Below are 12,711 nucleotides of genomic sequence, written 5' to 3'. Positions count from 1 at the left end.
GCCCCGGTAAGGACTACAAGTGGAACTGGCCTATTACTCGGACTACGCCGTACGTCTGGTCAACAGCGAGGAGCCGGGTCGTGGCAAGGACTCCCTGACCACGGTCGAGGCGGTGCGCGACCTGTTCGGCGCCAACCAGTCGGCGGCCCGGCGCGCCACGGACGCCGACCTGACCCGCTTCCGCGGCGTACGGGCGCGCCTGCGCTCGGTCTTCGAGGCGGCGGACGGCGGCGACGAGACCCTCGCGGTCGACCTGCTGAACTCGCTCCTCCTGGAGTTCCCGGTGAGCCCGCAGATCTCCGGACACGACCACCGGGACGACGACGGCCGCCCGTTGTGGCACATGCACCTCGCGGACCACCCGTCGAACGCGACAGCGGGATACGCGGCGATCGCCGCGATGGGCCTCGCCTTCCACCTCACGGAGTACGGCGTGGACCGCCTCGGCCTGTGCGAGGCGTCGCCGTGCCGCAACGCCTACCTGGACACGTCGACGAACCGCTCCCGGCGCTACTGCTCGGACCGATGTGCGACCCGCGCGAACGTGGCGGCCTACCGCGCCCGCAAGCGCGCCGAGGCGGACCGGTCGGACAGCACGGGCCGCAGCGCCGAGAACGCCCAGGCGGCCACGGCCGCGACGGACCGCTGACGCTCGCCCTCCACCCACGGCTTGCGGCGGCGCAGGCGCCCGCGCACCTTGGCGAGCACGAGGTCGTCGGGCACCGCCCCGTACACCTCGCTGTCGCCGCCGGCGTCGGGGTTGTCGCCGAGCACCCACCAACCCCCTTCCCGCCGCTCGGAGATCCGCTTCACCACGAGCAGATCCTGCTGGAAGGGGTGCCGCAGGATGACCACGTCCCCCGGTCGCACCCGCGCGCCGTGCTGCACGAGCATCCAGTCGCCGGGATACAGCGTGGGCACCATGGACGGCCCGTCCACCTCGATGATTTGAAACGGCACCCTGGCCTCCCGCGTCTCCTCCGCCGTCTCAGGCATCAGACATCCTCCCCGGTTCCGCCCGCCGGTCGTCCGGTCCCATCCTCCACCAGTCCCAGTCTCGCCCCGGACTTTTGTCCTAAGCCCATGGGGGCACCCGAGAAAACCCCTCTGCCACGGAGTAATGTCCCACCTGAGAAGACGATCACGAGGAAGGACAGCTACATGCTTTCCCGCCTGTTTGCCCCCAAGGTGAAGGCCAGCGCGCACTGCGACCTGCCCTGCGGCGTGTACGACCCGGCCCAGGCCCGCATCGAGGCGGAGTCGGTCAAGGCCGTCCAGGACAAGATGGCCGCCAACGACGACCCCCAGTTCCAGACGCGCGCCATCCTCATCAAGGAGCAGCGCGCCGAGCTCGCCAAGCACCACGTGTCGGTGCTGTGGAGCGACTACTTCAAGCCGCCGCACTTCGAGAAGTACCCGGAGCTGAGCCAGCTGGTCAACGACACCCTGAAGGCCCTCTCGGCCGCCAAGGCGTCGAGCGACCCGGCGACGGGCCAGAAGGCTCTGGACTACATCGCCCAGATCGACAAGATCTTCTGGGAGACGAAGAAGGCCTGATCCTCGATCACGCCGCTTGACCTGCGACTTCTTTGGTCGCCAGGTCTACCGGTTCGCACCCGGCCCGCAGGCCGCCGAGAACGGCGTCCATGACGGTCCGGGTGCGGTCTTTTTTTGCGCCCCGCCACAGATGGGCGCATATCCGCAACTCGATGACGCCACAGGCGTGACCGCGGACCAACTGGACCTGTTTGACGCTCGCTCACCGCGACGACGGGGACAGCGCGCCGGGACTTGGCGGTCTCCGGCAGGCCGAGCAACTCGCCTCTTCGCAAGCCTGATCCGGCGAGACGACCGCCGCGTCCGCGGGAGCCGCGAGCGGGTCAGGAGAGCCAGTCGGCGTAGCGCGTGGAGGCGAGGTGAGCGTTCTTGTCAGTGAGGACGTCACCCTTGACGGCGGCGAACATACCGGCGGTGGGGTCGGTGACGACGGTGCGGTTGTCGCCCTTGTGGGACAGGGTGACGCGGCCCAGCTCGTCCAGGGTGAAGATCTCGGGGCCGCCGATGTTGCGGATGCCGTTCAGCGGGGCACCTGCGGCGACCTGTGCCACCTCGTCGGCCACGTCCTTGGAGGCGATCGGCTGGATCGGTGTGGCCGGCAACCGTACGGTGTCGCCGTCCGCCGTCCACGACAGAGCGGCATCCATGAACTCCATGAACTGCGTCGCCCGGACGACCGAGTAGGGAACCGACGCGTCCATCAGGAGCTTCTCCTGGAGCGCCTTGGCCCGGTAGTAGTCCAGCTCCGGCACCTGGTCCACGCCGACGATCGAGAGGATGACGAAGTGGCCGACGCCGCCCTTGTGGGCCGCGGCGAGAAGGTTGTCCATCGAGGTCTGGAAGAAGGCCCGGGAGGCTTCGTCGAAGGTCGGGGAATTCGTCAGGTTGACGACGGCATCGGCTCCCGCCACCGCCTCTTCCACTCCCTGGCCGCTGATGACGTCGACTCCACTGGACTTCGAGTGCGGTACCGCCTCGTGCCCGGCAGCGTTCAGGTTCTTGACGACCTGCGACCCGATCAGCCCGGTACCGCCGATGACTGCGATCTTCATGACATGCCTTTCATGGGGATTTCAAGCGCAATGTGACATATGAACGAATCTGTGGGCGGAGCCATGTGGGCGCCGCAAGAAACGGCGCCTCGGCCAGTCGAGGAGGCAGACGGCGTCACAGACCGTCGACGAACGTGACCGTCTCACCCAGCGGCGCGCGGCCCGTACGGGCGTCACCCACCGTCGCGTCCTCGAATCCGATCGACATGCCGCAGAAGAGCATGAGCTCGTCCGGGGGTGACAGGACCTCCGCGACGGTCCTGTGAAACTTCGCCCAGGCCATCTGCGGGCAACTGTGCAGCCCTTCGGCGCGAAGCAACAGCATGACGGTCTGCAGGTACATCCCGACGTCGGACCATTGAGGCCGCCCCAGGTCGCGGTCGATATAGCAGAACAGGGCGGCGGGCGCACCGAAGCATTTCCAGTTCGCGGCAGAGGCCCGCTGGCGCGCCTCCATGTCCTCGCGCGGAATGCCGAGTGCCCCGTAACGCTGCTCGCCGAACGCGAACCGGCGCTCGCGATAGGGGGACGTCAGCGCGGGCGGGTACATCTCATACTCCGGCTCGTCCCAGGGGTCACCTGCGGCCAGGCGCTCGTCGACGCGCTTCTTCATCTCGGCCAGCGGCGCGCCGGTCACCACGAAGGCGTGCCACGGCTGGAGGTTCGAGCCGGACGGCGCCCAGGCCGCGGCCGACAGCACGCGCTCCAGCACCTGCCTCGGGACAGGCCGGTCGGTGAATCCGCGCACTGCTCGTCGGCTCATGACCGCCTCGTAGGCGTCCATGATCACCCTCCTCCAATCTGTTCAACGGGATCATCTTCGTTACACTTACGATGGTATCAATCAACACCATCTCATGCGCAACTATCATCGCCTACGAATCCTCGCCCCCTGTTCCTCGCCTCGGGCACCGTTCATTGGAGAAAGTTCATGGCCACGCTGCTGCACATCGACTCGTCCGTGTTCCCCGGCGAGGCGTCCTCGTCCCGTTCGGTCACAGCCGCCTTCCGCAAGACCTGGGAGGAGCAGCACCCGCAGGGCGCGGTGATCTACCGCGACCTCGCCGCGACCCCTGTCCCGCACATCACTGCCGACGCCTGGTCCGCCGGTTACGCCGCCCCGTCCGAGCGCACCCCGGAGCAGTCCGCCGCGTTCGCCGCGCGCGTGAAGCTCATCGAGGAGCTGGAGCAGGCGGACACCGTCCTGATCGGCGCGCCCATGTACAACTTCTCGATCCCGTCGACCCTCAAGGCCTGGCTGGACAACGTGCTCCTGCTCGGCCGCACGGCGGGCGAGACCCCCTCCGCCCAGGGCACACCCGTCATCATCGTCGCCAGCCGCGGCGGCTCCTACGCGCCGGGCACCCCGCGCGAGGACTACGAGTTCGTACAGAACTACCTGGAGGCCGTATGCGCGGGCACTCTCGGCCTGGACCTCGACTTCATCGTCCCGGAACTCACCATGGCACCCCGCAACCCGGCCATGTCTGAACTGGTTCCCCTCTACGAGGCTTCCCGCCGGCGCGCGTTCGAGGACGCGACCACCAAGGCCAAGGAACTCGCGGAGCGCCTCGCCGCATAACCCCCGGGCCCGTGGACGCCGTGTGACAGCTCACCCGAGGACGTCACACGGCGCCTGGGCGCCCGCACGCCCTCCGACGGTGAGGACGACGCCTTGACGCGGGGCGACCGCGGCAGTGCTACGCGCCCCCGCCTCCGCCTCCGCCTCCGCCTCCGGGATAGGTGATCCGCGTCAGCAGATCTGTCAGCTGCGCGGACTCGCCGGGCCCCAGTTCGAGGACCAGGCGCTCAGCCAGCGGTTCCGCCGCCACGTGGGCCGCGTCGAAGAGCTCGAGCCCCTGAGGCGTGATCTCCACCGCCCGCGCCCGCCGGTCCCCCGGAACGGCCTTGCGTACAGCCAGCCCCTTGCGCTCCAGGTCGTCCACGACCCGCATGATTCCGGCCTTGTCCGACCCCGTCGCAGCCGCCAGATCCCGCTGCACCGTGGGCCCATGGTTGACCAGCTCGACCAGCACGGCGAAATGCCTCAGCTCGATGCCGAGCGGCCTGAGCGCCTCGGTCATCACCGCGGCCGCGCGCCAGTGCGCCCGGCGCAGCAGCAGGCCGAGAGCAAAAGGGGACGTGTCCCCAGGGCGATCGGTCGCACGCGCGGCGGCGTCTCGGTCAGGAACGTCAGCGGCCATAAGCACAAAATACCAGCCACCCGCTCATTCAATATGGTATCGCTTGCAACTAACCGACGCCGGGTGCTGTCGGCGTCTTCGGGGCGCTCAGGTAGCGTCGCCCGGATGGACCGCTCGCGTCGCCCCCGCATCCTCTACGTCACCGATCTCGCATACCCGGCCCGAGGCCGCCGTTACTGCGACGAGGACATCGGCCTCTCGGCGCGGCTGCGCGAGGAGTTCGACGTGGCGCTGTGCCATCCCCTTGACGCCGCCGCGCTGATGGACGGCTTCGACGCGGTCGTCGTGCGCAACAGCGGGCCCGTGCTGCACTACCAGGCCGCGTACGACGCGTTCCGCGAGCGGGCCCTCGCGCGCGGAGTGCGGGTCTACAACGCGCTGTCCGGGAAGGCCGACATGGCGGGCAAGGGGTACCTGCTCGACCTGACCGCCGCCGGGTATCCCGTCATCCCGACCGTCGCCCGCGCCGCCGATCTGCATCTGTTGCCCGAGGCGGACGAGTACGTGGTCAAGCCGCTGCTCGGCGCCGACTCCATCGGCCTCGAGTTCGTCGCCCGCGAGGCGCTGCCCGGCCTGGAGTTCGACGGCATCCTCGTCCAGCCGCGGATCCGCTTCCGGTACGAGGTGTCGTTCTACTTCGTCGACCGCGCTCTCCAGTACGCCCTGTACGCGCCCCGGCCGGACGAGCGATGGGTCCTGGAACCGTACGAACCCACCGACGCGGACCGGGAGTTCGCGCAGAAGTTCATCGACTGGAACACCGTCGGCCACGGCATCCAGCGCGTGGACGCGTGCCGCACGCCGGAGGGCGAGCTGCTCCTGGTCGAATTGGAGGACCTCAATCCGTATCTGTCCCTGGACCTCGTCGACGCGGGCACGCGCGACGCGTTCGTGGCGGCGATGGCGGACTCGCTGCGGGGGCTACTGGCCGACGAGGTCTGACGAGGACGGCCGGCTGAAGCGGACCTTGCCCTTCTCGCGGGCGCTCAGGCGCCGGTGGAAGCGGATCGCGCCGTGGTCGGACATGACCCCCTCATGCAGGGCCAAGGGGTCAGGCGTCCGCCCTGTTCTGTCCGCGCCGGGGCGCGAGGAACAGCGCGGTCAGCGCCGAACCCGCCGCCACCAGAAGTGAATTGACGAGTACGGCCGTGGAGACTCCGGACAGGACCGCGTGCGGGCCGGTCGCCCCGCCCATGCGGGCCGTGGCGATCGCGCTCATCACCGGGATGCCCAGGGTGATGCCGACCTGCTGGATCATGGTCGCGAGGCCGGTGGCGAGGCCCTGCTCCTCGTCGGGCAGTCCGGACGTGGCCGTCACCATGAAGCCGACGATCACCAGCATGTTGCCGACGCCCCCGGCGAACGTGGCCGCGAGGAGCAGCCAGATCCAGGCCCCCGACGTGCCGAGCGCCACCAGGGCGAGCGTGGCGACGGCCTGGACGGCGCCGCCGACGACGATCGTGGTCCGGTTGCCGAGGCGTCCGACGGCCCGGCCGCCGAGCGTGCCGCCGATCACCGTGCCGAGCCCGAGGACGCCGAAGGCGAGGCCCGTGGCGAGCGGCGAGTAGCCGAGGACTTCCTGGAGGTAGAGCGTGAGCAGGAAGACGAGGGACGTCTCGGTGACGAAGGCGATGAGCCCGGCCGCGTTGCCCCAGATCACGGTGCGCCGCCTGAGGATGTGGAGCGGGACGAGGGGCGCGGCGGCCCGCTTCTCGACGAACAGGAAGGCGACGAGGAGCGCGGCGCCCGCGAGCAGCGCGGCCAGGGTCGCCGGGGCGCCCCAGCCGGTCTCGCCGGCCTGCGTGAGCCCGTAGACGAGGAGCAGGAGTCCGCCGGTGACGGCCGCGGCGCCGGGTACGTCGAGGCGCGGGCGCCGGTCCGGGCGCGAGTCGGCGATGACGGACGGGGCGAGGACGAGGACGAGGGCTGCGACGGGGACGTTGACGAAGAACGCCCAGCGCCAGGAGAGCAGGTCGGTGAGCAGCCCGCCGAGGATGGCGCCCGCGGTGAAGCCCGCGGACATCAGGGCGCCGTTGAGGCCGAGGGCGCGCTCGCGCAGCGGCCCCTCCTTGAAGGCGGTGGTCAGGAGGGCGAGACCGGCCGGGGTGACGGCCGCGGTCGCAAGGCCCTGCAACACCCTTGCCACGAGCAGGACTTCGGGTGAGGAGGCGAGCCCGCCCAGGAGTGAGGAGGCGCCGAGGACGCCCATGCCGGCGAGGAACAGCCGCTTGCGGCCCACCAGGTCGGCGACGCGGCCGAAGAGGAGCGTGAACCCGGCGGCGGCGAGCGCGAACGCCGTGGCGATCCACTGGAGACGGGAGAGCGAGAAGCCGAGCCCCTCGCCGACGGCGGGCAGCGCGACGTTCAGGATCGAGAAATCCACGGCGATCATGAACTGGGCGCCGAGGAGAAGGGTGAGGACGAGCTTCTGGCGGGCCGTCATGCGCGGGGCTGATGCGACGGCGGGCGCGGGGGTGGTCTGTGTGGGCGCCGACATGAGGGCTCTCCTTAAATGGTTCTGCGTTCCCGTTAAGGCATGCCAAACGTAGCAGAGTGGAGGGCCCTAAGGGAACTGCAGTTCCGTTACGTTCCGGCGAGTACCTCGCGGACGTTGTCCCGCACCGTCTCCTGGTCCCGGCGTGCCGCCTCGTACGCGGACCTGTGACGCCCGAGGTCCGCCCGCTGCCGCTCGGACAGCACGGACCACCACACCCCGGCGGTGTTGTGTTCGCGCTTGCATTCGACGTCGGCGACGGCCGTGGCCCGCTCGCGTCGCGTACGCGCCGTGTTGCCGCCGCTGTCGCGCTTCCACGCCTTGTCGCGGAAGGCGTCATCGGGGGTGCCGTACCGCTTGAACCCCTTGTCCACGACACACTGCGACCAGGCCTTGAGCACGCGCCGCATCCGCCGGTCCTTCACGGCCGCCTTCTCCAGGACGATCTCCCGCCGCGGGACGTACCCCCACGTGCGGCGCAGGTCCCGCACACCGCGGTAGAGGCGTTCGTCCGCGCGGCCGAGGCAGCCCTCCTCGGGCACGCGCCTGCCGAGGACCGTCCGCTCCCCGCCCGTGCGGTGCCCCCAGTAGACGTGGGACTCCTCGACCGTCATACGGCGGCCCTCGGGCTCGATCCGGACGCCCCGATCCGGGTCCCAGCCGTACCCCCAGCGCCGCGCCTTCTCCAGGTCGAGCTGCCCGTCGAGATCCTGGGACACCGCCACCATGGCCAACGCGCCGGGATTCGGGTTCTTCGGGTCGCGCGGGAAGCCGGCGAAGCCGAAGTCGCGCATGCACCGCTGGGCGAGGAGCTTCTGGGCGCGCTTGAGCGTGCCGAACGCCCCGTCGTCCTCGGCGGTGAATTCGTAGCGGTGCAGAGGCAGTTCGGGCCGGTCCTTCGCCTCGCGGACGACCGGAACGCCGTCCTCGGTCCGCCGGCCGCCGGACGGTGAACCGTCACACCCCGCCAGCAGGACCACCGCCATCGCCGCCGCGACCCCTGCGGGACCGCCCCCTCGCCGTGCGCGCACCGAACCCCCTCGGCCGGCTCACGCCGGCCCGTCCCCGCCCGGGGCGAGCCGCCCCCGAGTCCGAACGCCCGTCCGACCGACGGGCAGACCGGGGGGACTTTAGCGGACCCGCCCGCCGTCCCAGTCGCGCACCTCGGTGACGGCGTCGACCGGCAACGGCCCGTAGATGTGCGGGAATTCATCCGCGCCGGGCTCCGGCGCCTCGAACCTGACGGGCGCGGGCACCCGCTCGCTGTCGATGACCAGGACCACCAGCCGGTCGGGCCCATCGTACGCGCCGTACAGGAAGTCGGCGACCCTCTGGAGCTGGTGCGCCAGCGAGCAGTGGATGAAGCCCTCCTCGGCGAGGGACCTGCCGCGCGTGGACATCTCGTAAGCGCCGGACGCGCGGGCCGCGTCCCACAGGGAGCGCTCGGTGATGTGCAGGAGTTCGGTCATGCGCACCAACCTACGATCACGCGGCCCGGCTCACGAGCCGATCGCTCGGCGGGCATCGCATATCGGCCGACGCGGCGCGCCTCACCCGAGCCGGGCCGCCCGCAGCTGGAGGTAGCGCTGCTCCGGGCGGCTGAGCGTGCCGCTCGCCGCCTCCTGGTAGGCCGCCCGCGCCGCGTCGCGGTCCCCGGCCAGCTCCAGGAGATGACCCCGCACGGCGGCGAGCCGGTGGTGCCCGCCGAGGGCGTCCGCCAGCTTGTCCGTCTCCGCAAGGCCCGCCTCGGGGCCGTGCACCATGGCGACGGCGACCGCCCGGCCGAGTGAGGCCATCGCCTCCCCCTCGGGCACGATCCGCACGAGCAGCTCGTACAGGGCGAGGATCTGCGGCCAGTCGGTGTCCTCGGCGCGCGCCGCCTCGTCGTGCAACGCGGCGATGGCGGCCTGGAGTTGATAGGGGCCGACCGGTCCGTGCAGGAGGGCGAGGGAGACCAGGGCGACGCCTTCGTCGATCTCCGCGCGGTCCCACAGGGTGCGGTCCTGTTCGTCGAGGCGGACCAGTTCGCCCGCCGCGTCGGTACGGGCCGCGCGGCGCGCGTCGGTGAGCAGCATGAGGGCGAGCAGCCCGGTGACCTCGCTGTCGTCGGGCAGCAGCGCCCGCACCGCCCGGGTCAGCCGGATCGCCTCGCGGGCCAGGTCGGCGCGCTGCAACTGGGGCCCCGACGTGGCCGTATACCCCTCGTTGAAGATGAGATAGAGGATCTGGAGCACGGCGGGCAGCCGCTCTCGCCAGTTCTCGGGCAGGCGGAACCGCACGCCTCGTACGCGCTGCTTGGCGCGGCTGATGCGCTGGGCCATCGTCGGCTCGGGGACGAGGTGGGCGCGGGCGATCTCGGCCGTCGTCAGGCCGCCCACGGCGCGCAAGGTGAGGGCGACCTGGGCGGCGGGGGTCAGCTCCGGGTGGCAGCACAGATAGAGCAGGGTGAGGGTGTCGTCCTCACAGGGGGCGCGGCTCTCGCCGGGCGGCGGGGCCGTGAACGCGTCACGCGGGGTGAGCGCGGCGTCCGCCTCCTCGCGCCTGCGCCGCGCGTCGTCACTGCGCAGGGTGTCGACGAGGCGGCGCGAGGCGACCTTGATGAGCCAGCCGCGCGGGTTGTCGGGCACCCCGGCGTCGGGCCACTGGCGTGCGGCGGCGAGCAGCGCCTCCTGCACGGCGTCCTCGGCGGCGTCGAAGTGTCCGTAGCGGCGGACCAGCGCGCCGAGGACCTGCGGCGCGTGGCGGCGCAGCAGGTCCTCGGTCGACGCGGTCAGCAAACGTCGCCGCCGCTGTCCAGGATGGGGCGGATCACGACGGGGCGGGCTGGTGCGCCCGCGGGGGCGGGGCACTCGGCCACGCGCTTGGCGATCTCGGTGACCCGGTCGAGGTTCTCGCACTCGAGGATCCAGAAACCGGCGAGCAGCTCCTTCGTCTCCCCGTAGGGGCCGTCACTGATGACGGGCCGCCCCTCCGCGTCCGGAGTGACGAACCGGGTCTTCGCGGGCTCCGCCAGACCTTCGCCGGCGAGCATCTCGCCGGTCTCGGCGAGGTCGTCATTGATCTTCTGCATGTGGGCGAACATCGTCTGGATGTCCTTCTCGCCCCAGGCCGGGTTGCCCTCGGACGCCTTGCCCGCCATGGCCTCGTAGTCGAGCTGGGTGCCTGTCACCATCATCAGGTACTTCATTGCTGCACTCCTTCGGTCCGCCGCCCGCCGGGCGCGGGCGGCTTCACTGGAGACGTCGGAGCGGCAGCAGCGTTCTCGACACCGCCCGGAGAAAAATTCTAGCCGGGGGTCCCCGGGCTCTTCCTGCTGTACGTCCGCACGATCACGCCGTTGCCGAAGGTCCGGTTCTCCTCCAGCGCGAACTCGCCGATCGCGAAGCCGGAGCCGAACATCGGCATGCCCGAGCCGAACACCAGCGGGTACGTCTTGATCACCAGCTCGTCCACCTCGTCGGCGAGCACACCGGCGAGCGTCGCGCCGCCGCACAGCCAGATGCCGAACTCGCCGTCCTGCGCCTTCAGTTCGCGGATCTTCCCGACGACGTCATCGGCGACGATCTCCACGTTCGGGTCGGGGGACTTCTCGATCGAGCGCGCCGCGACGTACTCGCGCAAGTGCCCGTAGGGGCTGGTCAGGCCGGCGTCGAGGCCGACCTGATAGCTGGCCCGGCCCTGGATGACGGTGTCGAACCGCTTGTTGGCCAGGTGCTCCAGACCGAGGATCCGCCGGCCCTCCGCCGAGATGGTCTCGGGGTACTCGGTCGTGAGGAACTCCAGGAACTCCTCGTCCACGAAGCGCATGAAGGCGTTCGCGTCTCCGTCGGGACCGCCGATGAAACCGTCGATCGACACGGCGACGAAGTACGTGAGCTTTCGCAAGTGGGTCTCTTTCCGCAGACGACAGGGGTGTCCGTGTGTGCCGTCGCGCCGTTTCGGCTTCCTGGCCCGCTCGAACAACTGCAGTTATAGTGCTTCATCTGTAGTGGTTGCAAGAGGTTTCCGGACCTACGGTCAAGAGGAGCGCGCAGATGGCACGGAACGCGGAGCGCAGGGTGGCCCTGGTGAACGCCGCGGTGGAGGTACTCGCGGCCGAGGGCGCGCGCGGCCTGACCTTCCGCGCGGTGGACGCGGCGGCGGGCGTCCCCACGGGCACCTCGTCGAACTACTTCACCAGCAGGGACGACCTGCTGCACCAGATCGACGCATGGCTGCACGAGCGGCTGGCCCCGGATCCGGCGGTGGTCGCGGAACTCCTCGAGCGGCCGCGGGACCGCGAGCTGGTCGCGGCGTTCATGCACGATCTGCTCGGCCGCGCCCAGCGTGACCGCACGGGCTATCTGGCCATGATGGAGATGCGCCTGGAGGCGGGGCGCCGGCCCGAACTGCGCGCGTCCCTCATGAAATCGCTCCGCGGCGACCTCGACTTCGGCATCTCGTTCCACACCGAGTGCGGGCTGCCCGGCGGCGCGGAGACGGTGACCGTGCTCTATCTCGCCACGCTGGGGCTCATCCTGGAACACCTGACGATGCCGGGGATGCTGGACGGCGCCGTGCCCGGCGTGAGCGTCCCCGAAGGCCTCATGGACCGGATCGTCCGCACGATCGTGCCGCAGGAGTAGCCGCCCGGCCCCTGAGCGGCCGGACCCTGAGCGAGGCGCTCACATCCCTTGCGGATCACGCCACATGGGCCACATCGTCGGTCCGTCCGGCAACGCGATCCCGCTGCCGGTACACGTGAAGCCGAGCCGCTCGTACAGCACACGGCTGCGGTCGCTGCTCGCCTCCAGATACGCCGCGGTGCCCTCGCGGTCGCAGCGGTCGAGGACGGGCTGCGTCAGCGCGGTGCCGAGGCCCTGGCCCTGCCGCGCCGGGTCGACGGCGATCATCCACAGGTATTCGTGCGCGCGGTCGCTCGGGTGGGCCCCTGCGGTCAACCGGCCGATCTCCTCGACCCGTTCGTTGTCCGGGTCCACGGCGGCGCGCAGGTGCGCGGGGCCGTCGTCGTCCTCGTCCTCAGCCGAGCCGTCCGGCCGGGCCGGCACCGAGAGCCAGAGCGCGGCCGCGGCACCGTCCTCGGTGATGTCGACATATCCCTCACTCAGGGAGATGTCGATGAAGGCCGCCATGAGTCCGGCGTGCCTGCGGCGCCGGTGCGCCAGTCCGGGGAAGACCCAGCCGCTCACCGGGTCGTCCATGAACGCCTCGTCGAGCAGCCGCACAAGGTCCGCCCGATCGCCCTCCGTGGCCCTCCGGATCGCCACGCCCATGGCCCGCCCCCTCACGTCGCGGCCCGCCTCAACGGGCCGTGTCCCTGCGCCGGTCGGCCGCCACGCGCCGGCCCGCTGCAGCCTAGGCGATCGGTTCCGTACGCGCGTCGCGGGCCCCGCGCTCCTTCCGG

General features: G+C 70.7%; 16 protein-coding genes. 5 read left to right on the top strand and 11 right to left on the bottom strand.

The window, feature by feature from the left end; translation table 11 throughout:
• Nucleotides 1–19: 19 nt before the first annotated feature.
• Nucleotides 20–649 (top strand): CGNR zinc finger domain-containing protein, encoded by a 630-nt coding sequence (locus ACWIGU_RS30300; protein WP_454404887.1) that lies wholly within the window; start codon nt 20–22, stop codon nt 647–649.
• Here ACWIGU_RS30300 and sodX read toward each other — a convergent pair.
• Nucleotides 553–996 carry a nickel-type superoxide dismutase maturation protease gene (gene sodX / locus ACWIGU_RS30295; RefSeq protein WP_454404886.1) on the bottom strand — a complete coding sequence of 148 codons (444 nt, stop codon included), beginning with the start codon at nt 994–996 and terminating at the stop codon, nt 553–555. The two genes, ACWIGU_RS30300 and sodX, sit on opposite strands and share 97 nt — an antisense overlap.
• 165 nt (nt 997–1,161) lie before the next feature.
• Between sodX and sodN the strand changes: the two genes are divergently transcribed.
• Complete coding sequence (sodN, locus tag ACWIGU_RS30290; RefSeq protein WP_356282509.1) at nt 1,162–1,557, top strand: superoxide dismutase, Ni; 396 nt, start codon at nt 1,162–1,164, stop codon at nt 1,555–1,557.
• Nucleotides 1,558–1,880: 323 nt separating this feature from the next.
• On the opposite strand, the gene ACWIGU_RS30285 is transcribed toward sodN, so the two are convergent.
• A complete protein-coding gene (locus ACWIGU_RS30285; RefSeq protein ID WP_454404885.1) occupies nt 1,881–2,609 on the bottom strand; it encodes an SDR family oxidoreductase in 729 nt (242 codons plus the stop codon).
• Between the two features lie 115 nt (nt 2,610–2,724).
• A complete protein-coding gene (locus ACWIGU_RS30280) occupies nt 2,725–3,393 on the bottom strand; it encodes a nitroreductase (protein WP_454404884.1) in 669 nt (222 codons plus the stop codon).
• Between the two features lie 147 nt (nt 3,394–3,540).
• Here ACWIGU_RS30280 and ACWIGU_RS30275 point away from each other — a divergent pair, with 147 nt between their 5' ends.
• Nucleotides 3,541–4,191, top strand: a complete 651-nt coding sequence (locus ACWIGU_RS30275; protein ID WP_454404883.1) for an FMN-dependent NADH-azoreductase — start codon at nt 3,541–3,543, stop codon at nt 4,189–4,191.
• A 118-nt stretch (nt 4,192–4,309) separates the two neighbouring features.
• Here the strand turns inward: ACWIGU_RS30275 and ACWIGU_RS30270 are convergent, their stop codons facing one another.
• Nucleotides 4,310–4,813, bottom strand: a complete 504-nt coding sequence (locus ACWIGU_RS30270) for a MarR family winged helix-turn-helix transcriptional regulator (protein ID WP_454404882.1) — start codon at nt 4,811–4,813, stop codon at nt 4,310–4,312.
• Nucleotides 4,814–4,918: 105 nt separating this feature from the next.
• On the opposite strand from ACWIGU_RS30270, the gene ACWIGU_RS30265 reads away from it, so the two are divergent.
• Nucleotides 4,919–5,755, top strand: coding sequence for a hypothetical protein (locus ACWIGU_RS30265; protein ID WP_454404881.1), 837 nt, complete (start codon nt 4,919–4,921; stop codon nt 5,753–5,755).
• A 109-nt stretch (nt 5,756–5,864) separates the two neighbouring features.
• Here the strand turns inward: ACWIGU_RS30265 and ACWIGU_RS30260 are convergent, their stop codons facing one another.
• The 6 genes from ACWIGU_RS30260 to ACWIGU_RS30235 form a co-directional block, all read right to left on the bottom strand.
• On the bottom strand, nt 5,865–7,310 hold the full coding sequence (locus tag ACWIGU_RS30260; protein WP_454404880.1) for an MFS transporter: 1,446 nt from the start codon (nt 7,308–7,310) through the stop codon (nt 5,865–5,867).
• 86 nt (nt 7,311–7,396) lie between these two features.
• On the bottom strand, nt 7,397–8,338 hold the full coding sequence (locus ACWIGU_RS30255; protein ID WP_454404879.1) for a hypothetical protein: 942 nt from the start codon (nt 8,336–8,338) through the stop codon (nt 7,397–7,399).
• A gap of 99 nt (nt 8,339–8,437) precedes the next feature.
• On the bottom strand, nt 8,438–8,776 hold the full coding sequence (locus tag ACWIGU_RS30250) for a DUF952 domain-containing protein (protein ID WP_454404878.1): 339 nt from the start codon (nt 8,774–8,776) through the stop codon (nt 8,438–8,440).
• 81 nt (nt 8,777–8,857) lie between these two features.
• Nucleotides 8,858–10,084, bottom strand: coding sequence for an RNA polymerase sigma factor (locus ACWIGU_RS30245; RefSeq protein WP_454404877.1), 1,227 nt, complete (start codon nt 10,082–10,084; stop codon nt 8,858–8,860).
• The gene (locus ACWIGU_RS30240) at nt 10,078–10,494 is read right to left on the bottom strand and encodes a YciI family protein (RefSeq protein ID WP_454404876.1); all 417 of its coding nucleotides are present in this window, start codon (nt 10,492–10,494) and stop codon (nt 10,078–10,080) included. Before ACWIGU_RS30240 ends, ACWIGU_RS30245 begins: the two co-directional genes overlap by 7 nt.
• 98 nt (nt 10,495–10,592) lie before the next feature.
• Complete coding sequence (locus tag ACWIGU_RS30235; RefSeq protein ID WP_454404875.1) at nt 10,593–11,192, bottom strand: dihydrofolate reductase family protein; 600 nt, start codon at nt 11,190–11,192, stop codon at nt 10,593–10,595.
• Nucleotides 11,193–11,341: 149 nt separating this feature from the next.
• Here ACWIGU_RS30235 and ACWIGU_RS30230 point away from each other — a divergent pair, with 149 nt between their 5' ends.
• Nucleotides 11,342–11,932, top strand: coding sequence for a TetR/AcrR family transcriptional regulator (locus ACWIGU_RS30230; protein ID WP_454404874.1), 591 nt, complete (start codon nt 11,342–11,344; stop codon nt 11,930–11,932).
• Nucleotides 11,933–11,971: 39 nt separating this feature from the next.
• On the opposite strand, the gene ACWIGU_RS30225 is transcribed toward ACWIGU_RS30230, so the two are convergent.
• On the bottom strand, nt 11,972–12,580 hold the full coding sequence (locus ACWIGU_RS30225) for a GNAT family N-acetyltransferase (RefSeq protein WP_454404873.1): 609 nt from the start codon (nt 12,578–12,580) through the stop codon (nt 11,972–11,974).
• Nucleotides 12,581–12,711 lie beyond the last annotated feature (131 nt).

Source organism: Streptomyces sp. NPDC055400 (assembly GCF_053644375.1).
The sequence above is the reverse complement of the archived record's forward strand: the minus strand, read 5'-3'. Positions and strand labels throughout refer to the sequence as shown.

What these genes read in the sequence shown, in the direction of transcription:
- ACWIGU_RS30285 (WP_454404885.1), bottom strand. Translation starts at nt 2,609, where the DNA reads ATGAAGATCGCAGTCATCGGCGGTACCGGGCTGATCGGGTCGCAGGTC.
- sodN (WP_356282509.1), top strand. Translation starts at nt 1,162, where the DNA reads ATGCTTTCCCGCCTGTTTGCCCCCAAGGTGAAGGCCAGCGCGCACTGC.
- ACWIGU_RS30225 (WP_454404873.1), bottom strand. Translation starts at nt 12,580, where the DNA reads ATGGGCGTGGCGATCCGGAGGGCCACGGAGGGCGATCGGGCGGACCTT.
- sodX (WP_454404886.1), bottom strand. Translation starts at nt 996, where the DNA reads ATGCCTGAGACGGCGGAGGAGACGCGGGAGGCCAGGGTGCCGTTTCAA.
- ACWIGU_RS30240 (WP_454404876.1), bottom strand. Translation starts at nt 10,494, where the DNA reads ATGAAGTACCTGATGATGGTGACAGGCACCCAGCTCGACTACGAGGCC.
- ACWIGU_RS30275 (WP_454404883.1), top strand. Translation starts at nt 3,541, where the DNA reads ATGGCCACGCTGCTGCACATCGACTCGTCCGTGTTCCCCGGCGAGGCG.
- ACWIGU_RS30270 (WP_454404882.1), bottom strand. Translation starts at nt 4,813, where the DNA reads ATGGCCGCTGACGTTCCTGACCGAGACGCCGCCGCGCGTGCGACCGAT.
- ACWIGU_RS30260 (WP_454404880.1), bottom strand. Translation starts at nt 7,310, where the DNA reads ATGTCGGCGCCCACACAGACCACCCCCGCGCCCGCCGTCGCATCAGCC.
- ACWIGU_RS30250 (WP_454404878.1), bottom strand. Translation starts at nt 8,776, where the DNA reads ATGACCGAACTCCTGCACATCACCGAGCGCTCCCTGTGGGACGCGGCC.
- ACWIGU_RS30230 (WP_454404874.1), top strand. Translation starts at nt 11,342, where the DNA reads ATGGCACGGAACGCGGAGCGCAGGGTGGCCCTGGTGAACGCCGCGGTG.
- ACWIGU_RS30265 (WP_454404881.1), top strand. Translation starts at nt 4,919, where the DNA reads ATGGACCGCTCGCGTCGCCCCCGCATCCTCTACGTCACCGATCTCGCA.
- ACWIGU_RS30280 (WP_454404884.1), bottom strand. Translation starts at nt 3,393, where the DNA reads ATGGACGCCTACGAGGCGGTCATGAGCCGACGAGCAGTGCGCGGATTC.